This is a genomic window from Pasteurella canis (genome assembly GCF_900454865.1).
Taxonomy (GTDB): Bacteria; Pseudomonadota; Gammaproteobacteria; order Enterobacterales; family Pasteurellaceae; genus Pasteurella; species Pasteurella canis.
Genome location: NZ_UGTV01000015.1, coordinates 347,292 through 370,265, shown reverse-complemented (window position 1 = coordinate 370,265; position 22,974 = coordinate 347,292). Strand labels below are relative to the sequence as shown.

Here is a 22,974-nt window from a genome sequence, read left to right as displayed (position 1 = left end):
AATGAAAAATATATTTAGCATCTAAACGTGGAAACTTTCACCACAGCCACACTGCTCTTTAACATTAGGATTATTAAATTTAAAGCCTTCATTTAATCCCTCTTTCGCAAAATCTAGCTCTGTGCCATCAAGATAAACTAAGCTTTTAGTATCAACAATAATTTTTACGCCATACTGTTCAAATATGTTATCGTCTTCATGTAATTCATCTACAAACTCTAACACATAAGCTAATCCTGAACAGCCAGAGGTTTTAATCCCCAAACGCAAACCTATCCCTTTACCTCGATTAGCCAGAAAAGTTCTTACGCGATCTGCTGCCGCTTCAGTGAGAGAAATACCCATTAAGTTATCTACTCCATATTACTCTTTAATACTAATGGGGCAAATTTGCCCCACTTCATTCTAATTATTTAGCATCTTTTTTTGCTTTATAATCAGCAATCGCTGCTTTAATCGCATCTTCTGCAAGAATTGAACAATGTACTTTTACTGGGGGTAACTCCAACTCTTCAGCAATTTGACTATTTTTAATCGATTGTGCTTCATCTAATGATTTACCTTTTACCCATTCTGTAATTAATGAGCTTGAGGCAATTGCGGAACCACAGCCATAAGTCTTAAATTTCGCGTCTTCAATGATACCTTCATCATTCACTTTAATTTGAAGCTGCATTACATCACCGCAAGCAGGAGCCCCCACCATACCAGTACCAACATTAGAATCTTTTTTATCTAAAGATCCTACATTACGTGGATTCTCATAATGATCAATCACTTTTTCGCTATATGCCATTTTGTATTCCTTTCAGTTTTTTGAGAATTTCAAGTGTTTCTATTGACTCTTGCAATATGTAATTGCTTAAAATGAGTCAGAAGTAACCGCACTTTTTATTCTTTCTATTCATAATTATGTTTATAAACACTTATTTTTAGTAATTAATGGTGAGTCCACTCAATTGTATTTAAATCGATCCCTTCTTTATACATATCCCAAAGAGGCGATAACTCACGTAACTTCTCTACTGCATTTTTAACTAAGTTAATAGTGTAATCGATCTCTTCTTCTGTTGTATAACGTCCCAACGTAAAACGAATTGAACTGTGTGCCAGTTCATCATTTAAGCCTAAAGCACGTAAAACATAAGAAGGCTCTAAACTTGCGGAAGTACAAGCAGAACCTGAAGAAACCGCAATATCACGTAATGCCATCATGAGTGATTCACCTTCAACATAGTTAAAACTAATATTTAAGTTACTATCTAAACGCTTCTCCATCGAACCATTTACATAAGTTTCTTCAATATCTTTTAAGCCATTATAGAGGCGATCACGTAGTGCTTTTAAGCGAGGCATCTCAGTTGCCATTTCTTCTTTACAAATACGATAAGCTTCACCCATACCTACAATTTGATGCACAGGTAATGTGCCTGAACGCATACCACGCTCGTGACCACCACCATGAATAATCGCTTCTAAACGCACGCGAGGTTTACGACTTACATATAGTGCACCAATTCCTTTTGGTCCATATAACTTATGACTTGACATTGACATTAAATCGACTTTTAGCTCTGCCAAATTAATCGGTAATTTACCTACACTCTGAGTTGCATCAACATGGAACAAAATTTTACGTGCACGGCAAAGCTCACCTATTGCAGCAATATCTTGAATAACACCAATTTCATTATTTACATGCATAATAGAAACTAAAATAGTATCATCACGCATCGTATTTTCTAGCTCTTCGAGATCAACTAAACCATCAGATTTTGGACTTAAATAAGTCACTTCAAATCCTTCACGTTCAAGCTGACGACAAGTATCTAAAACTGCTTTATGTTCAGTTTTACAAGTAATAATATGTTTACCTTTAGTTTGATAAAAATGAGCCGCACCTTTAATAGCTAAGTTATCAGACTCAGTTGCGCCTGAAGTAAAAACGATCTCACGCGAATCTGCACCGATTAAGTCAGCAATATGATTACGCGCAATATCTACTGCTTCTTCTGCTTGCCAGCCAAATTTATGTGAACGAGATGCTGGGTTGCCGAAGTTTCCTTCAACAGTTAAATACTCCATCATTTTTTTAGCAACACGTTCATCTACTGGACAAGTTGCTGCGTAATCAAGATAAATAGGTAATTTCATTTCTTTCTCACTCCTAAAAAATTCATTTTTATGACCACTCATGAACAGGCGGCTTAATTATCTAATATAATTAAATTATCAAAATCCCCATGGAACTCTATTGTTGAGCATTTTTGACGATTTTGTTGAACTAATTCTGCAAGCGTAATTTCATTTAAAAAGTCTTCAATACGCTGGCTTAATTCTTTCCACAGTGCATGAGTCAAACATTCAGCACCGTCTTGACAATCCCCTCGCCCTAAACAACGAGTTACATCAATGTTCTCATTTACTGCATTGATAACCATACCTACTGAAATTTTATCAGTCGATAGTCCTAATTGATATCCCCCACCAGGACCACGGACACTTTTCACTAATCCGTGTCGACGCAACTTCGCAAATAATTGCTCTAAATATGAGAGCGAAATATGCTGTCTTTCAGAAATATCAGATAAACTCACAGGGCCTCTGTTTGAATGTAACGCAATATCAAGAATCGCAGTTACCGCATAGCGTCCTTTAGAGGTTAATTTCATCTTTGTTTCCTTTAATTAATCAACAATTTTTGAATATTTACATATCATACTAAATTAGTCAACTATTCAAAAAAGCTATTTAAGCTGTTTTTTTACAGCAGAAAGCATGCCTTGCAAAATATTTAGCTCATTTTTTTCTAAACCAGAACGTAGATAAAACCGCCTTAATTTAGACATAACTCCTTGATTTTTAATAAAACCTAACTCTGTATAAAGTTGTTCTATATGCATAAAAAAATGTTCCATTTCTGCGCTATTTGGATAGATATTTTCTATTGTTGAAAGTGGTAGAGTTTTCTCTTTTTTTGATAAAAACGCCATACGTAGTTCATAACATACAAGTTGTACTGCCATTGCTAAATTTAGTGAAGAATATTCTGGATTAGCAGGAATGGTTAGGTGATAATGACATTTCAATAGTTCTTCATTAGTTAAGCCAATCCGTTCACGTCCAAAAACAATAGCTACTTGACTATTGATACTGTGTGTAATCGCTTTTACACCACATTCACGCGGTTCAATTAACGTACTTTGTAAATGACGTAATCTCGCACTCGTCCCAATAACTAAAGAACAATCTGCAATAGCCTCATCAAAACTAGTAACAGTTATTGCCTTTTTAACAACATCCTCAGCCCCCGCTGCAAGCGCAATTGCTTGATCATCAATAAGCTGCTTAGGTGCTACAAGATATAAAGACTGTAATCCCATGGTTTTCATTGCTCTCGCTGCTGAACCAATATTACCGCTATGTGAGGTTTCTACTAGAACAATTCGAATATTTTCTAACATATACTATATATCCATTTAAAGAGGCGTTATTCTAACATAATAACCACTATTTTTAGTCAGGAATTTGACGTTTTTTTATTAGAATATACATAAAAAAACTGGTGCAAATCCCATGTTATCTTCACTATTTTTATGTCAGTAAATTACACATGACTATTTCTTTTCATTTCCTACTGAAGTACATTCAAGATGATAAAAATATTTATGGAATATCATAACTATTGTTTAAACATAAATTTTGATAAACATGCGGGGCTCAAGTTAATTCAAATTCTTCTCGCTATCTTAGCTAAAATTGCCTATAATAGAAGCTCTTTTTTATGTTCTTTAAAATCTGGTGGAAACAATGAATCCAATGTTAAATATCGCAATTCGTGCAGCACGAAAAGCGGGCAATGTAATTGCTAAAAGTTATGAGCGCCGTGATGATATTCAAACAACACTGAAAAATAAAAATGATTATGTCACAAATATTGATAAAGCATCTGAGCAAGCTATTATTGAAGTAATCAAAAAATCTTATCCTGATCATACAATTATCACAGAAGAAAGTGGTGCATTAGAAGGAAAAGATAGCGATGTACAATGGGTGATTGATCCGCTAGATGGTACAACAAACTTTGTAAAAGGTTTACCTCATTTTTCTATTTCTATTGCTATTCGAGTTAAAGGTCGCACTGAAGTCGGTGTAGTTTATGATCCAATTCGTAACGAGCTATTTACTGCTGTTCGTGGTGAAGGTGCTAAAGTTAATGATATGCGCTTGCGTGTTGATAGTAAATGTGAACTCTCAGGAGCAGTAATCGCCACAGGTTTCCCATTTAAACAAACTCGTTTAATGCCAACTCAATTTGCTGTGATGAACAGCTTGATCACTGAAGCGGCGGATTTTCGTCGCACTGGTTCCGCCGCATTAGATTTGTGTTATGTCGCAGCAAATCGCCTTGATGCTTACTTTGAAATGGATATTAAGGCTTGGGATATTGCAGCAGGTGACCTAATTGTACGTGAAGCAGGTGGCTTGGTTTGCGATCTCCATGCTGGACATCATTATTTAACAGCTGGTCATGTTGTTGCTGCACCACCACGAGTGATGAAAGAAATGTTAAATAAAATTCAGCCTTGTTTAGGTGATATATTAAAAAAATAAAGGTAATACATATATAGTACATTATAAATAACAATCCGCCCGTAAAACGGGCGGTTTTTAAGCCACCCTATAAGGGCCTAGTACTTCACATGCCCCTCAAGGGGCATGTGAGGTCTGACAACCGTTCAATAACTCTGTTGCCTACCCCTTAAAAGGGTCCATATATTCTTTCTTCGATAAATTATCCTGAATCATATCTTCCTTTTCCTGATTTCGGATATATTCCTCTACAATTTTTGTATTTAAACCTACTGTACTTACATAATAGCCTTTCGCCCAAAAATTTCGATTCCCATACTTATATTTTAAATTTGCATGTCTTTCAAATATCATTAGCGATGACTTACCTTTTAAATACCCCATAAAACTTGAAACGGCCAGTTTTGGAGGTATCCTTAACAGCATATGGATATGATCTTTCATTGCATATGCCTCTATTATCTCTACATTCTTGTAGTGACATAATTGTCTTAGTATCCCTCCTATATCAACTCGCAATTTTCCATAAATTGCTTTTCTCCTATACTTAGGGATAAAGACTATGTGGTACTTACAGTTCCATCTTGTGTGTGATAGACTTGAATCGTCATTGGATTTACTTGCCATGACTTATCCTCCTATATGTTGAATTTTGGTTGTCAGCCTTGTTCATTATAGGAGGATGTTTTGTTCTGCTCACCGCTTAAGCTTTTCTGTTCCATACGCAAAGCGTATGGTTTTTATAGCTAGACTTTGTCTAGCTATAAATAAAAAAATACCCCAAGCTCTTGGGGTATTTTACTTTATAAATCTCTTAATAATGTTCGACGTTGTGGTCGCTCCTCTAACTTTTTCTCAAGCAGTAATAACTCAGGTGCAGAATAAATGATTTCTGCAGGTTGTGGAATATCATTATATGTTAACATCGTCAAGGCAACTGTTCCTTTAGCAAATTGATGTGTATCTAAAAAAGCAGTCTCATTTTTCTTACGTCGTTTTATCTTGCCTTGCAACAAATCTTCTTCAATTAAGTCTCGCTGTTCAACATGTGTGGGTTTACCATATTTTTCTTGTAAAACATGTAACAGTAATTCTGCTGGATATTTTGGGTATTCAGGCATACGTAACTCAATTACTTTTAATTGCCCACCAATAAAACGTAATCGAGCTAATGCATAACTATCATCGAAACGGAATTTATCACAAATCCAGTATCCACGCACAACTCGTCTCCAATCATCTGCCTCTGGTAAACGCCAATCTGTTTCACAGAGTTTTGTTTCTCTTGCCTGTTCGATCGTCATGCCAAATTTAAGTTCTTTATAACCATCAATAGGAGAACTTGGTACAACTAAAGGCATTAGAAATACTGATAATACAGCGAATACTTTCATAGTGAGTCCTTAAAATAATTCATAATTGTGCAATAGAATAGCATTCATTCCCATATAATTAAAATGGTTAATATGCTGTTTTTCTTGCTAGTTAAATATATGTCAATAAAAAGCATATTGCTTAAAGAAAGACGAATATATTTTGTTAAATTTACTGTAAACAACTTAAATATTGTTCTAATTCTTCTACATCAGATAACCAAAGAGTAGCCAATTGTTCAACCCATTCTTCAATTTTTAATGTCCATTCTTCCTGCATTGGATCTTGTGCTTGTGCTGCAATCTGTTGTAACCGCTTCAATCCTACAGAAGCAGTCGCTCCCTTAATCTTATGTGCAACAGAAAGTACTTCTGCTTTCTTTGTTGGATCTTTTTGGTAGGCTGAAAATGCTCGTAATAATTCATTAATATAGTCAGGCATCGTTTCTTTAAACAACAGTAAATTATTCTGTGCAAAGCTCACCCCAAGCATCTCAAGTAGCTCATTTAACATTTTCATATCGAAATGAGATGCTATAACATCATCTTTATTATTTATTGGTACATCTAGCTTAAGAGTAGCCTCATCGCCAAAATATTCCATTAAACACGCTGTAAGCTCATCTAAAGAAAGTGGCTTACGTAATACATCGTCCATCCCATTTTCTTGATATTCTTTTTTGTTATGCATCACATTAGCAGTTAATGCAATCAACGGAGGGAGAAAATCATAATCCCCCTTTTCATAGCCTAAGCGGAGATGCTGTGCCACATCAAAGCCAGACATATCTGGCAATTGAATATCTAAAAGCAATAGATCGTAATATCCTTGCTCAAATTTTTCTATAGCCTGCTGTCCTGTCATCGCGACATCAACAGCATAACCTAATTTCTCTAATACTGATCTTGCTACAACAATATTCACTTCAATATCTTCAACTAATAAAATCTTTAAGGTTGTTGGAATCTGATTTTTAGCTGCTATTGGTTTTTCCACTTCATTAATAGGTAGAATTAAAGTAAAACAAGATCCCTTACCTATTTCGCTTGTAACGTATAAATCCCCACCCATTAATTGAGCAATGGTTTTTGAAACAGCTAATCCAATTCCACTCCCTAATAACGTATGCTTACTAGATTGTACTTGATAATACATTTCGAATATGTGTGGTAACTCATGAGGTGGAATACCAATCCCAGTATCTGTCACACTAAAGGCGATTTGATGAGCAGAAACTCGACTTACATTTAAGCTAACTTTACCTGTTTCTGTGAACTTCACTGCATTACTAATCAAATTCCACAAAATCTGACTTAAGCGAGCATAATCTAGCATCAACCAATTAGGCAGTTCATTATCACTGATCAACTGGAAACCTAACTTCTTCTGTTGAGTCATTAGACTAGCAAAATTACTGATATCATTTAAAAAACTATTTAATTCAACCTCTTTCAAATTTAATTCGATTTTACGAGCATCAATTTTTTCAAGATCGATAATATCGCTAAAAATATGTCCTAAGGAAATAGCACTAACATTGATTGTTTTCAGATAATTACGCTGCTGTTCCGTCAACTCCTCATCTAATAAAATACGACTTAAACCAATAATACCATTTAATGGTGTGCGTAATTCATGACTAATAGTTGCCATTAAACGAGTTTTATCACGGCTTGTTTTCTCAATATTATCAAGTGCAATAGATAATTTTTTCTCAGCAATCACTCTTTCAGAGACTTCATTACGTAAATTATTGACTAATTGAGATAATCCTTGCCGAGAATGCTCTAATTTCTCAACTAAAACAGTAAAAAAATAAATAACGAACGGTGCAGAAATTAAACCAAAAGTAATAGATCGAATTAAGTCGCTCCAATAAACTTCTCCAATAATGAAAAAACTAAGTAAAGCTTGAGTACATAAAGCTAAAATAGCCAATACAATAAGCCCAAGAATAGAAAATTTTACACGCCCTAAACGAATCACCCAATCCACATATTTTTGGGTAAAATATCTGATATTTTTCATATTAATTGATTTACTTCATCTTAATTTTATTTACGGTGCTTATTGTATCATCAAGTCAATAGCCGCAGAAGTGAACTATTTCTCAAATTCAATATTTTATTCTATATAAAAAAGCACCCCATTAGCTAAGTTAATAGGGTGCTATAAATAAAAAGATAATGCTTATTTAAGCTAAATTGATCAGCCAACAATTATGAATATGTTTATTACGCTCAAAATCGAGTGGTAATGTTTTTGCTGAAATTTCGACCGCACTTAAACCTAGATTAGCTAGACCCATAAAATCCATTTTAAATCCACGTTTATTATTAGAAAAAACAATAGTTCCATTTGTACGTAAAATACGTTTCAAATGTGCCATCAATTTAATATGATCACGTTGAACATCCCAACTCTCCTCCATACGTTTTGAGTTAGAAAATGTGGGAGGATCAATAAAAATAAGATCAAATTGACGGTCACAATCGGCAAGCCATTGTAAGCAATCTGCTTGAATTAATTTATGCTGTTTACCTTGTAAGTCATTTAACAATAAATTTTGTTCAGCCCAATTTAAATACGTATTTGACATATCTACAGTTGTTGTTGACTTTGCACCACCTAATGCTGCATGAACCGTCGCAGAGCCTGTATACGCAAATAAATTCAAGAAATCTTTCCCTTCTGCCATTTCCCCTAACATTTTGCGGGTTAAACGATGATCAAGAAATAATCCTGTATCAAGATAATCAGTTAAATTCACCCATAATTTTGCACCATATTCATTTACATAGAAATATTCACCTTTATTAGCTAATTTCTCATATTGATTCGTGCCTTTTTGTTTTTGACGTACTTTTAAAATTAATTTATTTGTTTCAACACCAGTGACTTGTAATGTCGCGGTCACAGCATCTAATAAACGCTGCCGTGCTTTATTTTCATCAATATTTTTAGGTGCTGCATATTCTTGTACGACAATATGATCATCGTAGCGATCTACCGCTAAGTTATATTCTGGCAGATCAGCATCATAGAGGCGATAAGCATTCAGACCTTGCTGATTTGCCCATTTTTCGACTTTTTTGATGTTTTTTTGCAGACGGTTAGCAAAATCGAGCGCAACAGGTGCCGCAGAAGTGTGATTAAATTCTAACGCATTTTCTACCGCACTTTTTTGTGATTCAGATGCCGAGCGAGCACTGATGTAGTAATTTTTTTGTACACACTCTAGCGGGCCATTTTTGGCTTTAAATTGACGGTGTGAACGCAAACGTAAGCAGTCTAATAATGCAGGTTCTGCACTAAATACAGACACATTCCAGGCGGAAAATTGCTCTTTTAAACGCTGACCAAATACGGAATATAACGCAATTAATGCTGGAGTTGTGCCTAAACGCTCACCATAAGGTGGGTTACAAATTACTGTCCCTTTTTCCTCTGTAAATGGATTTTTTAATCCTACCACATCACCTTGCTGCCATTGGATTAAATGAGCGACACCTGCATTTTGTGCATTGCGTTTTGCTTTTTGTAATACTCGGTGGTCTAAATCAAAGCCATAAAAATTTGCTTTGTGTTCTCGGTTGAATTCTTGTTCTGCTAATGCCAACGCTTCACCTTTGACTTTACCCCAAGCACTTTGATTATGCCCTTTCCAAGAATCAAAGCCCCAATGTAAGCGATATAACTGCGGTGCAATTTTTGCTTGCATTTGTGCAGCTTCAATAAGCAACGTACCTGAACCACACATAGGGTCTATTAATGGTGTACCAATTTGCCAACCAGAACGTAACACAATTGCCGCAGCTAATGTCTCACGTAAAGGTGCTTTACCTGTATCTTCACGATAGCCACGCATATGTAACGCCTCTCCACTTAAATCTAAAGAAAGAACCAAATCTTCACGATTTAAATAAGCATGAATACGAATATCGGGATGATCTTTATCTACATTTGGACGAGCTTTTCCGAGACGTTCAAAATAATCCACAATTCCATCTTTCACACGCATTGCACCAAATTGAGTATGACGAATCTCTCGGTTAGTGCCATTAAAATCGACTAAAAAACTTATTTTTTCATCAAAATAATCCAACCAATTTTGGTTAGTTACCGCCGAATATAAATCTAAATCACTGTAAATTTTACTTTCAACAATTGGTAATAGCACACGGGAGGCTAAGCGTGTCCAAAGTAATACACGATATAGTGCTTCATCATCAGCATAAAAGTGTACACCACCCTGCGTAATTTGGCATTCAATTGCGCCTAGTTCAGTCAGCTCATTTTTTAATAATTCTTCAAATCCACGTGCAGTGGTGGCAAAAAGTTGTTTCATAGGTAATCTCTACTCATAAAGTGATGTAGAATTATAACAGGTTTTAAACATGAAAAGAGAACTAAAAACAAAGTGCGGCCGAAACTGTTAAAATTTCTACCGCACTTTATAGACAACAAACGAATCAAGGAAACTATTTCACTTGCATCCCTGCTTTTGCACCTGAATCAACATCCAGTAAAAATAAATCGCTACCACCCGTACCTGCACTTAAAATCATACCTTCAGATAAACCAAATTTCATTTTACGCGCGGCAAGGTTTGCAATCACGATAACAAAACGCCCTTCGAGTTCTTCTGGTTTTTGATAAGCTGCTTTAATACCCGAGAAGACCTGACGAGTATGATCGCCTAAATCTAATTCGAAACGCAATAATTTATTCGACTCTGGTACAGCTTCACATTTAATCACTTTAGCTACACGTAAATCTAACTTAGCAAAATCATCAATTGTAATTATGTCTGCTATTGGTTCAATTGTAGTATGTTCTTTAGTTGTCTTGGCTTTCTCTGCGGCTTGTTGGGATTCAAATTGTGCTTTCGTTTCACTCACAATTGCCTCAATATGTTTTGAGTCTAAACGCTGTGCCAAAGCTTTGAACGGCAAAATTTGATGATTTAATAATGGTTTATTTAGGCTTTTCCAACTCAACTCATCTTGTAAAAACGCTTCTGCACGTTCAATAATTTGTGGAATAACTGGCTTCAAGTAGATTGCTAACACGCGGAATAATTGCAACGCCATTGAACAAACTGCTTGTAATTCTGCATCACGACCTTCTTCTTTCGCAATCACCCAAGGTGCTTTATCGTCGATGTATTTATTTGCTTTATCCGCTAATAACATCACTTCACGCACCACTTTACTGAACTCACGTTCTTCATAATAAGTGGCAATTTGTGCAGATTTTTCAACAAATTCTGCTAATAATTCTGGTTCAGCGATCTCTGCAGCTAATTTACCGTCAAAACGTTTTGTAATAAAACCAGCACTACGGGAAGCTAAATTAACAAATTTATTCACAACATCAGCATTTAAACGTTGTACGAAATCTTCAAGATTTAAGTCTAAATCTTCAATGCGGTTGTTTAATTTTGCAGCGTAGTAATAACGTAAATATTCAGGCGCTAAATGGCGTAAATAAGTGGATGCTTGGATAAATGTACCACGAGATTTTGACATTTTCACACCATTTACGGTGACATAACCATGCGCAAATACGTTAGTAGGTTTGCGTAAATCACAACCTTCTAACATAGCTGGCCAAAACAGGCTATGGAAATAAACGATGTCTTTCCCGATAAAATGATAAAGCTCGGCAGTGCTGTCTTTTTTCCAGAAATCATCAAAATTTAGACCGCGCTTATTGCATAGGTTTTTAAACGATGCCATATAGCCAATCGGCGCATCTAACCAAACATAGAAATACTTGTCTTCTGTATCTGGAATTTTAAAACCAAAATAAGGTGCGTCACGAGAAATATCCCACTGTTGTAAACCCGACTCAAACCATTCTTGCATCTTATTAGCAATTTCTGGTTGTAATGAACCCGATTTTATCCATTCTTTTAACATGCCTTCAAATGCAGGTAAATCAAAGAAAAAATGCTCTGAGTCTTTTAAAACAGGTGTAGCGCCTGATACCACAGAACGTGGATTGATCAATTCTGTTGGGCTATAAGTCGAAGAGCAAACCTCACAATTATCACCATATTGATCTTCAGCCTTACATTTAGGGCAAGTGCCTTTCACGAAACGATCTGGCAAGAACATCCCTTTTTCTGGGTCAAATAATTGTGAAATCGTGCGGCTTTTAATGAAACCATTAGTACGTAACTTTTTATACATTTCCGCAGTTAGCGCTTCATTTTCAGGACTATGCGTTGAATGATAATTATCATAACTAATATTAAATCCCTCAAAATCAGCCACATGATCTGCTTTTGAGCGTGCAATTAACTCTTCAGGTGTAATACCTAATTTATCCGCATTCAGCATAATCGGTGTACCATGTGCGTCGTCGGCACAGATAAAATGTACATTATTTCCCCGCATACGCTGAAAACGAACCCAAATATCAGCTTGTATATGCTCAAGTAAATGCCCTAGATGAATTGCGCCATTAGCATAAGGTAAGGCGCAAGTAACTAAAATATTTCGCGCTGAATTTGCCATTGATTATTCCTATATTTTTTACTCAAAAATTGGCGCTTATGTTACCTTATCAACGGTATTTTTTCCAGTTTAACTGTTCTTTTCCACATTTCTGCTTAACAGTTGCAGAGGTTCGTGGTTAAATATTGTTGAGTGATTAACTAAGGCTTGAATGAGCCAGAAAAATAACAGGATAAAATCAATGGGAATTTTATTTTCAGATAGTTTAAATGATAGTCAAAAAGAGGCGATTCAAAATATATTTAAACAATTTCAACATCCAAGCTTACAAAAAGATTTAGTGGCGTTAAACTCTATCAAAAAAATTGAAAAAGGCGGCAATACATTACGTATCGAAATCCAAATGCCATTTGCATGGAATACTGGATTTGAGCAACTTAAATCAGCACTGACAGAATCATTACTTAAAGCAAGCGAAAGCCAAGAAATTAAATGGCAATTAAATTATCAGATTGCGACATTAAAACGTGCGAATAATCATCCTGCTGTCAAAGGTGTGAAGAATATTATTGCGGTGACTTCAGGTAAAGGTGGTGTCGGAAAATCAACCGTCTCTGTAAACTTAGCAATTGCACTGCAAAAACAAGGTGCTCGAGTGGGTATTTTAGATGCCGATATTTATGGTCCATCAATTCCGCATATGTTAGGCGTTGCAGATCAACGTCCAACCTCACCTGATAACAAACATATCACACCAATCCAAGCACATGGCTTATTTGCTAACTCCATTGGTTTCTTAATGGAGGCGGACAGTGCGACGATTTGGCGTGGTCCTATGGCAAGTAGCGCATTAAGTCAATTACTACAAGAAACTTTATGGCCAGATTTAGATTATTTAGTGATTGATATGCCTCCTGGGACTGGAGATATCCAATTAACACTTTCACAGCAAATTCCTGTCACGGGTGCTGTTGTTGTCACTACACCACAAGATATCGCATTACTTGATGCAATTAAAGGTGTTGCAATGTTTGAACGTGTATCTGTACCAGTACTCGGCATTATCGAAAATATGTCAATGCACATTTGTAGTAACTGCGGTCACCACGAAGCTATTTTTGGCACAGGCGGCGCAGAAAAAATTGCAGAAAAATACAATGTTAAAGTGTTAGGTCAACAACCATTACATATTCGCTTACGTGAAGATCTTGACAAAGGTACGCCAACTGTTTCGGTTACGCCAGAAAGTGAAATTGCACAATCTTTTATCCAACTTGCAGAAAAAGTTGCCTCAGAACTTTACTGGCAAGGTTCAGTAATTCCAAGTGAAATCATGTTTAAGGAAGTGAAATAAAATTTGCTAAAATCGACCGCACTTACATTTAACTCCAGAAAAGTGCGGTGACTTTTATAAAACTTTTATTAATACAAGATAACAAAAAAGCCCTCAATATTGAGGGCTTTTTTAGGGTATATATCCTAATCGAGATTAGCGACGTAAACCTAAACGAGCGATAGTTGAAGTGTAAAGCTCAAGATTAGTACGTTTTAAATAATCTAAAAGTTTACGACGACGAGAAACCATACGCAATAAACCACGACGACCGTGGTGATCTTTTTTATGTTCAGCAAAGTGAGCTTGTAAATGGTTGATTTGTGCAGTTAATAAAGCGATTTGCACTTCTGATGAACCAGTATCTTTTGCATCACGACCAAACTCAGCAACGATTGCTGCTTTTTTTTCTGTACTTAGAGACATTTGATAACTCCTAAAAGTTAAGTTAAACATACATCGCTAGCCGATCTCTAATTCAGCCACGACAAGGAGTGTGAATTTTAGCATTGATGAGGATAAAAGCAATAAAATCTTTATAAAAACTCACCGCAAACTTTGAGCAAAAAAGAAAGCCTGCTAAACAGGCTTTCTCTAGTTTAATTAAAACGTAATTTCTGCACTCAATTTATAGTTTCTACCTGGTGAATAAAAACGATTAATACCTGCACCTGTTTTTTGATTAATCAAGTTACTTGTCCCAAATGGCTTAATTGAACGAGCAGACTCCCAAGTTAAATATTTACGGTCAGTCAAGTTATATACACCAAACTGTAAAGTCACATTTTTAACTGGTTTTACATAAGTAACAAAATCAACCAACGTATAGTCATCACTACGCCATCTAATTGCACTGTCTTTATAACCTTGTTCCTTATAAAACATATTATAAGTATCTTTAGCTTTCTTCGCACTAATATGGGTTACATATAAGTCTGCACCAAATCTCTGCTCTTTATGATCATACCCTAATCCAATAACAGAGGTTTTTGGTTGAATTGCATTCATTGGTCTATTACCATCTAAACGTCCTCTTTGATAAGTAAATTTATAACTTAAATTAAAACCATCTAACTTCTCAAAGAAATAACCAATATTCAAGCGAGAATTAATCTCAACGCCTTTCACTTTTGCGCGATCTACGTTTACATTCTGATAGACTTGGAAATCCCTTGCTTGTGCCTGACCACCTACAGAATTAGATAAATTTCGTGATCCTAGATAAGCTAAATCAATAAAGTGGCGATATTTAGTTTGAAATACACTTGTACTGAAAAAGCCCCAATCATGGTGGAAAGTCAAAGCAATTTCTTGGTTTTTTGCTTCTTCTGGCTTCATATTTGGATTCGGTAAAATCGTAAAGTCAGGATGCTTAAACGTAAAATACAATTCATCTGAGGTAGGTGCTCTAAAGCCTTTTGAATATTTTACTTGAAGTCTTACAAAATCTAGTGGATCAAAAGTCGCACCTAAAGAATAAGAATGCTTTTTAAATTTCTTTTCTTGTGCGATATAAGCAATATTTTTTTCTGCATTCTGATCATTTTCTGCTTTTTTAGCTTTCCATTCAGCCAAATCAGCAAGGTATTTAGGATCTGTACTTCCATTATATTTAGGAGAATAAGGGCTAGGAGCCCAAGGTTCAATTTTATGTAAAGGTATAAATAAACCTTTAACCATATCATCTGCAATCTTAGGTGTTATACCTGGAATATATTCTGGTTGATAGTTAATAGCATCATAACGATAACCTAAATCCACACTTAATATATCATGTAACTGAACTGTATCTGCAAAATATAATGACTTGGTTGTTGTCTCCACAGGAATTAGGAAAGAGGTTTTAGGTTCATGACGAGGACAAAGAAGACCGTTAAAGGATGAACTTGTTTTACAGTCTCTTAATTGGCCTGAAAAGTTTTGTCCTAATGTTCTTTCTGCCCACCAAGTTGGATTAGTTCCATTATAACCCGCCTTATTTATCATTTCTTTGCGTGTTTTTGAATAAATACCACCATAAGAGATACTATTTTCAATCTCAAATACAGAAAAAGTTTTAGTTAGGTCTAAATTAACTTGTTTTGTGTTTGTATTCAAATCACGCTCTTTATAATCAAAAGGACGATATCCCAGAGAATTAGGTAAAATAATATGATGACGCTCCCATCCCATGTCGTAAGTAGCAAATTTTTTACCATTAACATCCATGAATTTATTTAACATGACATCTACTTTTTCAGGTTTATCAGATGAATAACGATATTTATAAGTTGTTACAGGTTTCTCACAATTAAAAATAGAACAATCTAACCAAAAATCAGATGTACTTAATCGTTTACCGATAAAAGCAGCATTATTTGTTCCTTTATCAGCAACAAAAGGATTACCATTTTTATCTAAAATTTGATGAGTACCATCTTTTAGATCCAACCAGATAGGATTGCCCTCGCGATCAACAATTTGCCCATCTTTTAGTTGTAATCCTAGCGAATTCTTATAAGAATCACATTTCTCATTACCATCACAGTAATCTTCTGTTCTCGCTCTGGTCGTGATTTTTTGTTGAGAATAAGTCAGTTTCAAAGTATCCCAAAATGGTATCGCTGTATAATTCTCATAAGTAAATGATAAATTTTTACGTTTCACTCTATCATTTGAATGACGAGATTCTTTTTCATCATAAGTTAAATAATTAGATTGTGGCTGTAGGGAATAAGAACGATCATGACCACGTGTATGAGTTTGATATAAGTCCGAAGCAACTGTAAAACGATGGTTATCGGTTGGAGAAAAAGAGAATTTTACTAAAGTACTATCTTTAGTAATCGTATATGGATCTGTTTTTTCTCTTTCTTTTCCTTGGATGTCCATAGCATATTTATAATCATAATTTTCTAGCTCATGCCCATGGCGTTTTGTATGCATAAATAATACATCAAAGTATTTATAACGACCTGCTACAGTAACTCCATTCAACCCTTGATCATCTGCTGTACTATAACCTGTTTTATAGCCAAGATGCCAATCTTTCTCCGTTAAAAAGTCTCTGGCATCTTTTGTCTCAAATAACACTGCACCACCAAGAGAGCCACTACCTACTTTGACTGAATCTGCGCCTTTTGCAATCTTCGCAACTTTTAATGTTTCAACCTCAACACTATTTCTTGTATTATTAAAATTGCCATAACCCTCAAAAAGCTCTTTGAAACCTTGTGAAGAGAGTGTCTCTGCTTGGTGTAAACCGTCTACAGTAATCGCAACACGGTTTTCATCAACACCACGAATAGCATAGCCACTTGACCCGAAACGACCAGCTTCAACAACACTGACACCTGTCTCATAACGAACTAAATCACGACTATCTTGAACTTGCTGACGCGTTAAAACTGAAGAAGTTTTTACTGTCTCACCAATTTTTTTCTCTTTTATATCTATAGCATCTTGTTGAGAAGTTACAGTAATGGTATCTAATGACTCAGTTTCTTCATCAGCTAAAACGGAACCACAATAACTAAATACAGCTAAAGTAATCAATGAAAGCTTGACTTTTTTATTTGCTATAATTGTCATAATATTTTCCTGAAATAAATGGATATACCCTAAAATAATAATGCTAAAAGTTTTCTAACCGTCTAAATGACCTTCGTCTAAATGAACAAAACTAACTAGATCATCATTACTCACTTGGAAAGCTTGACCAAAGCCTTTAACAAATAAACCTTGAGTTGGCTTAAAACTAAATAAATGAAAATCTTTCATTTTTGATAACTCATCAATCAAATTACCTTGCCTTGTTTTTAATGCTGCAATACTCTCTTTCCATTCATCTGTTTCACGTTCAATAATTCGCACAGTTGCATCAAAAGAAAGTCGACGACGTGCAAAAATTTGACGACTTTTGCTTTCATCCTCAATTAACATTAATGAAACTTTTGGTACTTCTTGTAAATTCCGAGCATGACGTGCGATTGTTGAAATGAAGACTTGATATTCTCCATTAGTAATAGCAAAAGGGGCATAACTTACATTAGGATTACCATCTTCTCCTACTGTTGCTAACATAATGGTTTTACACTGTGCTTTTAACTCTTGAATCTCTGGTCCTAAACGATTTTGTAATACTTCTTGACGATTTGTAATCATTGTTTTTCCTTAGTTTTACTGCTTAAATAAATTGTTTAAATTTTTCTACTTGTTCTGGAAATAATTGACGCTCTTCATCACGTCCTAAATAAATTTTAAAAATAGTTTGTCCATTATTAGCGATAAATGCGATGTTATAACTTTCTTTACCACGAAAAGGTAAACTAACAAAAGCAATTTTATCGATATTATCTAACTTTAAATGTCCATGTAATGCGCCTTCATCCCCTTTCATATTTAAATTGTAATAACCTCGCCCAATCATGCCTGTTGGAAAACGATCTTTGATTTCAAAAATAGAACCTTCTTTTTCGATGATAGTCGTAAAAGTCCCCCATTTACTCACTTCACTCAAAATTTCTTCTGTTCTTATTCCAGCAAAAATGCGTACAAAAGCATCAGGCAAAGCACACAAAATCTTACCTTCTGGCTGATTAAAATGCGCTGCCATATCCAATGTAATTGCCATTGGATTTTCTGTAATATAGTCTGCAACTTGTTGTTTAAGAGTCATTGTTTTTTGATCCTCAATAAAAAAACTATTATAAAAAACCACTCAATAATAGTATTGATAATAATTATTAATTATATTTGTGATTGGCACTTTTTTCAAAAAAAACTTACATCTTTTTGAAAAAAATATGATAAATATCGAAGAGTTAGGATAAAAAATCGAGGCACAATCACCCATTTTTTATAGGTATTTGAGTTACAACACGTTCAAATATCAATATGGAAAATAGAAACGGTGAAAATAAGTACAATTAATACTCACACTATAATTTTTTACTTGTAACCAACCATTGAATAGGTATAATGTCCAACAACTTTTGAAGACTATTCACCGTTGCTGCCTGGGTGGCGAAATTGGTAGACGCAGTTGATTCAAAATCAACCGCCTTCGGGTGTGTCGGTTCGAGTCCGACCCTAGGCACCATTGATAAATAGTTTCAAAATAAAAAAGTCACTCTTTTTTTTTAAAGTGTGACTTTTTTATATATAAAATATTTTTCTTCTATATCTTACCAAAGCCTCCATAATACTCACTTCACCTCTCAGTACACACTATTTTATCTACATATTAGCGTTCATATGTATGTAATTAGTTAGACTAAAGTGAAAGGCTATTTGAATAGACATTGGTTGAGATGGTGTAGAGTTGAAACAAGCTTCTTCACTGATACATTTATAATTGAAATAAAGTGAAACTAACGTAGTCTAACAACGACCCTTACGGATTCTAAGTCAGGGATGACTCAAGAAAGTAAAGAGAAAAAGAAGAAAAGATAAACTTAAACTAAAGGATGTAAAATGACAAACGAAGAGATATAAAGAGATATAAAATGAAGTAAGCTGAAGTAAAAAGAGGCTGAGCTTTGTTTTAGTTTGATTTGGTTTGCTTAGTCTTGTCTGCTTTAGCTTTATCTGATTTTATTCCAGCTAGATTTTTTCCGCTGCCACTTTATCTCACCCTCCTTCCCATAACAAAAAACCCCAGGTATCTCTACCTAGGGCCTCTCATTTCTACCTGGCGGTGTCCTACTCTCACATGGGGAAGCCCCACACTACCATCGGCGTTACAGCGTTTCACTTCTAAGTTCGGCATGGAATTAGGTGGGTCCACTGCACTATCGCCGCCAAGATAATCCTGTTTGATGATTTACTCTCATCTCGTTCTTCACATCTTCATACTCTACCCTCATCCAGTACAGTATAAGATTCTCAATTGTCAACAAGCTGAACTACTATCCTTTCTCTCCAACCCCTACAGTCAGAAACATGTCGTCTTGTATTAAAAATACTTGAGCGTTGTATAGTTAAGCCTCTCGGGCAATTAGTATCTGTTAGCTCAACGTCTCGCAACGCTTACACACCAGACCTATCTACGTCGTAGTCTACAACAACCCTTACTGACTCTAAGTCAGGGATGACTCATCTTAAGGCAAGTTTCGTGCTTAGATGCTTTCAGCACTTATCTCTTCCGCATTTAGCTACCCAGCAATGCCTCTGGCGAGACAACTGGAACACCAGTGATGCGTCCACTCCGGTCCTCTCGTACTAGGAGCAGCCCCTTTCAATCATCCAACGCCCACGGCAGATAGGGACCGAACTGTCTCACGACGTTCTAAACCCAGCTCGCGTACCACTTTAAATGGCGAACAGCCATACCCTTGGGACCTACTTCAGCCCCAGGATGTGATGAGCCGACATCGAGGTGCCAAACACCGCCGTCGATATGAACTCTTGGGCGGTATCAGCCTGTTATCCCCGGAGTACCTTTTATCCGTTGAGCGATGGCCCTTCCATTCAGAACCACCGGATCACTATGACCTGCTTTCGCACCTGCTCGACTTGTCTGTCTCGCAGTTAAGCTTGCTTATACCATTGCACTAACCTGACGATGTCCGACCGTCATTAGCAAACCTTCGTGCTCCTCCGTTACGCTTTGGGAGGAGACCGCCCCAGTCAAACTACCCACCAGACACTGTCCGAGTACCCGTTTCAGGCACTTCGTTAGAACATCAAACGTTAAAGGGTGGTATTTCAAGGACGCCTCCAACAACACTGGCGTGTCATCTTCAAAGGCTCCCACCTATCCTACACATCAAAATTCAATGTTCAGTGTCAAGCTATAGTAAAGGTTCACGGGGTCTTTCCGTCTAGCCGCGGGTACACCGCATCTTCACGGCGATTTCAATTTCACTGAGTCTCGGGTGGAGACAGCCTGGCCATCATTATGCCATTCGTGCAGGTCGGAACTTACCCGACAAGGAATTTCGCTACCTTAGGACCGTTATAGTTACGGCCGCCGTTTACTGGGGCTTCGATCAGGAGCTTCTCTTTCGATAACACCATCAATTAACCTTCCAGCACCGGGCAGGCATCACACCCTATACGTCCACTTTCGTGTTTGCAGAGTGCTGTGTTTTTAATAAACAGTTGCAGCCAGCTGGTATCTTCGACCGGTTCAACCTTCAATCGCGAGGATTTACAATCTACGCCGGCGCACCTTCTCCCGAAGTTACGGTGCTATTTTGCCTAGTTCCTTCACCCGAGTTCTCTCAAGCGCCTGAGTATTCTCTACCTGACCACCTGTGTCGGTTTTCAGTACGGTTTAGATAAACCTGAAGCTTAGTGGCTTTTCCTGGAAGTGTGGTATCAGTTACTTCAGTGCCGTAGCACCTCGTCATCAGCTCTCAGTGTTGTATAAGAGACCGGATTTGCCTAATCTCTCCACCTACCACCTTAAACGACCATCCAACAGGTCGATAACCTAACCTTCTCCGTCCCCACATCGCAGTTTATCCAAGTACGGGAATATTAACCCGTTTCCCATCGACTACGCTTTTCAGCCTCGCCTTAGGGGCCGACTCACCCTGCCCCGATTAACGTTGGACAGGAACCCTTGGTCTTCCGGCGAACGAGTTTTTCACTCGTTTTATCGTTACTTATGTCAGCATTCGCACTTGTGATACGTCCAGCAAACCTCTCGATTCACCTTCATCCGCTTACACAACGCTCCCCTACCCAACAGAATAAAATTCTGATGCCGCAGCTTCGGTGCTATATTTAGCCCCGTTACATCTTCCGCGCAGGCCGACTCGACTAGTGAGCTATTACGCTTTCTTTAAATGATGGCTGCTTCTAAGCCAACATCCTAGCTGTCTAAGCCTTCCCACTTCGTTTCCCACTTAATATAGACTTTGGGACCTTAGCTGGCGGTCTGGGTTGTTTCCCTCTCCACGACGAACGTTAGCACCCGCCGTGTGTCTCCTGAGTATCACTCTTCGGTATTCGCAGTTTGCATCGGGTTGGTAATCCGGGATGGACCCCTAGCCGAAACAGTGCTCTACCCCCGAAGGTGTCCGCTCAAGGCTCTACCTAAATAGATTTCGGGGAGAACCAGCTATCTCCCGGTTTGATTGGCCTTTCACCCCCAGCCACAAGTCATCCGCTAATTTTTCAACATTAGTCGGTTCGGTCCTCCAGTTAGTGTTACCCAACCTTCAACCTGCCCATGGCTAGATCACCGGGTTTCGGGTCTATACCTTGCAACTAAAACGCCCAGTTAAGACTCGGTTTCCCTTCGGCTCCCTTATTCAGTTAACCTCGCTACAAAATATAAGTCGCTGACCCATTATACAAAAGGTACGCAGTCACCCTTTCGGGCTCCCACTGCTTGTACGTACACGGTTTCAGGTTCTATTTCACTCCCCTCACAGGGGTTCTTTTCGCCTTTCCTTCACAGTACTGGTTCACTATCGGTCAATCAGGAGTATTTAGCCTTGGAGGATGGTCCCCCCATCTTCAAACAGGATTTCTCGTGTCCCGCCTTACTTATCGTAAACTTAGTACCACAACCTGGACTTCGAGTACGGGATTATCACCCTCTGTGATTTGGCTTCCCAGCCAATTCCTCTGTCTCTGTTGTTATCACTTACTGGCTCCTCCGCTTTCGCTCGCCGCTACTTACAGAATCTCGGTTGATTTCTTTTCCTCGGGGTACTTAGATGTTTCAGTTCTCCCGGTTCGCCTCATTATCCTATTTATTCAGATAATGATAGTAGATTCTTCATCTACTGGGTTTCCCCATTCGGACATCTTGGATTAAACGCTTCTTATCAACTCATCCAAGCTTTTCGCAGATTAGCACGTCCTTCTTCGCCTCTGATTGCCTAGGCATCCACCGTGTACGCTTAGTCACTTAACTATACAACCTCAAGTACTTTTCTATACTTAATGTTGCTATTAACTACTAAACACTTGACTGCCTTTTCTCAGTCAAGATTTTTTCTACTCAGACTTCATGTTATTCATCACTTTATATTTACATTACTTACTTCTAAATACAAAGCAATAAACTTGAAAGTCTCTTCAGTTTTTCAGCTTGTTTCCAATTTTTTAAAGAACTAATAGACAAAAATAAACAACCTAATATAAAACTCATTACATCATCTTTATATCAGTTGTTTTACTATCATCATTGCTAAATATTTTAATTGATTAAGTAACTAACAACTTATCAAATAATTAAGTTATTAATTATTTGAAAGCTTAATAAAACTT

16 protein-coding genes, 1 tRNA gene and 2 rRNA genes are annotated in these 22,974 nt (G+C 36.8%); 3 read left to right on the top strand and 16 right to left on the bottom strand.

Features of this window, described 5'->3' with window-relative positions; translation table 11 throughout:
- Positions 1–21 precede the first annotated feature (21 nt).
- The 5 genes from iscA to trmJ form a co-directional block, all read right to left on the bottom strand.
- Complete coding sequence (iscA, locus tag DYE19_RS02415; RefSeq protein WP_049213886.1) at positions 22–345, bottom strand: iron-sulfur cluster assembly protein IscA; 324 nt, start codon at positions 343–345, stop codon at positions 22–24.
- Between the two features lie 64 nt (positions 346–409).
- The gene (gene iscU, locus DYE19_RS02410; protein ID WP_049213885.1) at positions 410–796 is read right to left on the bottom strand and encodes a Fe-S cluster assembly scaffold IscU; all 387 of its coding nucleotides are present in this window, start codon (positions 794–796) and stop codon (positions 410–412) included.
- Positions 797–939: 143 nt separating this feature from the next.
- Positions 940–2,154, bottom strand: coding sequence for an IscS subfamily cysteine desulfurase (locus DYE19_RS02405; protein WP_049213884.1), 1,215 nt, complete (start codon positions 2,152–2,154; stop codon positions 940–942).
- Between the two features lie 53 nt (positions 2,155–2,207).
- Positions 2,208–2,672 carry a Fe-S cluster assembly transcriptional regulator IscR gene (iscR, locus tag DYE19_RS02400; RefSeq protein ID WP_049213883.1) on the bottom strand — a complete coding sequence of 155 codons (465 nt, stop codon included), beginning with the start codon at positions 2,670–2,672 and terminating at the stop codon, positions 2,208–2,210.
- 75 nt (positions 2,673–2,747) lie between these two features.
- Positions 2,748–3,464 carry a tRNA (cytosine(32)/uridine(32)-2'-O)-methyltransferase TrmJ gene (gene trmJ / locus DYE19_RS02395; protein WP_115322483.1) on the bottom strand — a complete coding sequence of 239 codons (717 nt, stop codon included), beginning with the start codon at positions 3,462–3,464 and terminating at the stop codon, positions 2,748–2,750.
- 346 nt (positions 3,465–3,810) lie between these two features.
- On the opposite strand from trmJ, the gene suhB reads away from it, so the two are divergent.
- Positions 3,811–4,614, top strand: coding sequence for an inositol-1-monophosphatase (suhB, locus tag DYE19_RS02390; RefSeq protein ID WP_049213881.1), 804 nt, complete (start codon positions 3,811–3,813; stop codon positions 4,612–4,614).
- A gap of 141 nt (positions 4,615–4,755) precedes the next feature.
- On the opposite strand, the gene tnpA is transcribed toward suhB, so the two are convergent.
- The 5 genes from tnpA to metG form a co-directional block, all read right to left on the bottom strand.
- Entirely contained in the window at positions 4,756–5,220 is a 465-nt protein-coding gene (gene tnpA, locus DYE19_RS02385) for an IS200/IS605 family transposase (RefSeq protein WP_005738721.1), read from the bottom strand.
- Between the two features lie 176 nt (positions 5,221–5,396).
- Complete coding sequence (locus DYE19_RS02380) at positions 5,397–5,987, bottom strand: HI_1492 family protein (RefSeq protein WP_049213880.1); 591 nt, start codon at positions 5,985–5,987, stop codon at positions 5,397–5,399.
- Positions 5,988–6,138: 151 nt separating this feature from the next.
- Entirely contained in the window at positions 6,139–7,995 is a 1,857-nt protein-coding gene (locus tag DYE19_RS02375) for an ATP-binding protein (RefSeq protein WP_115322482.1), read from the bottom strand.
- 166 nt (positions 7,996–8,161) lie between these two features.
- On the bottom strand, positions 8,162–10,315 hold the full coding sequence (gene rlmKL, locus DYE19_RS02370) for a bifunctional 23S rRNA (guanine(2069)-N(7))-methyltransferase RlmK/23S rRNA (guanine(2445)-N(2))-methyltransferase RlmL (RefSeq protein ID WP_115322481.1): 2,154 nt from the start codon (positions 10,313–10,315) through the stop codon (positions 8,162–8,164).
- 133 nt (positions 10,316–10,448) lie between these two features.
- Positions 10,449–12,491: a methionine--tRNA ligase gene (gene metG / locus DYE19_RS02365; RefSeq protein WP_115322480.1), complete on the bottom strand. Its 2,043-nt coding sequence runs from the start codon at positions 12,489–12,491 to the stop codon at positions 10,449–10,451.
- A gap of 181 nt (positions 12,492–12,672) precedes the next feature.
- Between metG and apbC the strand changes: the two genes are divergently transcribed.
- Positions 12,673–13,785 (top strand): iron-sulfur cluster carrier protein ApbC, encoded by a 1,113-nt coding sequence (gene apbC, locus DYE19_RS02360; protein ID WP_115322479.1) that lies wholly within the window; start codon positions 12,673–12,675, stop codon positions 13,783–13,785.
- A gap of 135 nt (positions 13,786–13,920) precedes the next feature.
- Here apbC and rpsO read toward each other — a convergent pair whose 3' ends face one another.
- The 4 genes from rpsO to hutX form a co-directional block, all read right to left on the bottom strand.
- Positions 13,921–14,190 (bottom strand): 30S ribosomal protein S15, encoded by a 270-nt coding sequence (rpsO, locus tag DYE19_RS02355; protein ID WP_021035622.1) that lies wholly within the window; start codon positions 14,188–14,190, stop codon positions 13,921–13,923.
- 177 nt (positions 14,191–14,367) lie between these two features.
- Entirely contained in the window at positions 14,368–17,334 is a 2,967-nt protein-coding gene (locus DYE19_RS02350; protein WP_115322478.1) for a TonB-dependent hemoglobin/transferrin/lactoferrin family receptor, read from the bottom strand.
- 54 nt (positions 17,335–17,388) lie between these two features.
- Positions 17,389–17,907, bottom strand: coding sequence for a heme utilization protein HutZ (hutZ, locus tag DYE19_RS02345; RefSeq protein WP_049213874.1), 519 nt, complete (start codon positions 17,905–17,907; stop codon positions 17,389–17,391).
- Between the two features lie 22 nt (positions 17,908–17,929).
- Positions 17,930–18,421 (bottom strand): heme utilization cystosolic carrier protein HutX, encoded by a 492-nt coding sequence (hutX, locus tag DYE19_RS02340; RefSeq protein ID WP_115322248.1) that lies wholly within the window; start codon positions 18,419–18,421, stop codon positions 17,930–17,932.
- A gap of 338 nt (positions 18,422–18,759) precedes the next feature.
- Between hutX and DYE19_RS02335 the strand changes: the two genes are divergently transcribed.
- Positions 18,760–18,844 (top strand) — tRNA-Leu (locus tag DYE19_RS02335).
- Between the two features lie 589 nt (positions 18,845–19,433).
- Here DYE19_RS02335 and rrf read toward each other — a convergent pair.
- Both rrf and DYE19_RS02325 read right to left on the bottom strand, forming a co-directional pair.
- Positions 19,434–19,549 (bottom strand): 5S ribosomal RNA (gene rrf, locus DYE19_RS02330).
- A 171-nt stretch (positions 19,550–19,720) separates the two neighbouring features.
- A 23S ribosomal RNA gene (locus DYE19_RS02325) occupies positions 19,721–22,618 on the bottom strand.
- Between the last annotated feature and the right edge of the window lie 356 nt (positions 22,619–22,974).

What these genes read in the sequence shown, in the direction of transcription:
- iscU (WP_049213885.1), bottom strand. Translation starts at nt 796, where the DNA reads ATGGCATATAGCGAAAAAGTGATTGATCATTATGAGAATCCACGTAAT.
- rpsO (WP_021035622.1), bottom strand. Translation starts at nt 14,190, where the DNA reads ATGTCTCTAAGTACAGAAAAAAAAGCAGCAATCGTTGCTGAGTTTGGT.
- hutZ (WP_049213874.1), bottom strand. Translation starts at nt 17,907, where the DNA reads ATGATTACAAATCGTCAAGAAGTATTACAAAATCGTTTAGGACCAGAG.
- DYE19_RS02380 (WP_049213880.1), bottom strand. Translation starts at nt 5,987, where the DNA reads ATGAAAGTATTCGCTGTATTATCAGTATTTCTAATGCCTTTAGTTGTA.
- DYE19_RS02350 (WP_115322478.1), bottom strand. Translation starts at nt 17,334, where the DNA reads ATGACAATTATAGCAAATAAAAAAGTCAAGCTTTCATTGATTACTTTA.
- apbC (WP_115322479.1), top strand. Translation starts at nt 12,673, where the DNA reads ATGGGAATTTTATTTTCAGATAGTTTAAATGATAGTCAAAAAGAGGCG.
- hutX (WP_115322248.1), bottom strand. Translation starts at nt 18,421, where the DNA reads ATGACTCTTAAACAACAAGTTGCAGACTATATTACAGAAAATCCAATG.
- iscA (WP_049213886.1), bottom strand. Translation starts at nt 345, where the DNA reads ATGGGTATTTCTCTCACTGAAGCGGCAGCAGATCGCGTAAGAACTTTT.
- metG (WP_115322480.1), bottom strand. Translation starts at nt 12,491, where the DNA reads ATGGCAAATTCAGCGCGAAATATTTTAGTTACTTGCGCCTTACCTTAT.
- DYE19_RS02375 (WP_115322482.1), bottom strand. Translation starts at nt 7,995, where the DNA reads ATGAAAAATATCAGATATTTTACCCAAAAATATGTGGATTGGGTGATT.
- trmJ (WP_115322483.1), bottom strand. Translation starts at nt 3,464, where the DNA reads ATGTTAGAAAATATTCGAATTGTTCTAGTAGAAACCTCACATAGCGGT.
- iscR (WP_049213883.1), bottom strand. Translation starts at nt 2,672, where the DNA reads ATGAAATTAACCTCTAAAGGACGCTATGCGGTAACTGCGATTCTTGAT.
- suhB (WP_049213881.1), top strand. Translation starts at nt 3,811, where the DNA reads ATGAATCCAATGTTAAATATCGCAATTCGTGCAGCACGAAAAGCGGGC.
- DYE19_RS02405 (WP_049213884.1), bottom strand. Translation starts at nt 2,154, where the DNA reads ATGAAATTACCTATTTATCTTGATTACGCAGCAACTTGTCCAGTAGAT.
- rlmKL (WP_115322481.1), bottom strand. Translation starts at nt 10,315, where the DNA reads ATGAAACAACTTTTTGCCACCACTGCACGTGGATTTGAAGAATTATTA.
- tnpA (WP_005738721.1), bottom strand. Translation starts at nt 5,220, where the DNA reads ATGGCAAGTAAATCCAATGACGATTCAAGTCTATCACACACAAGATGG.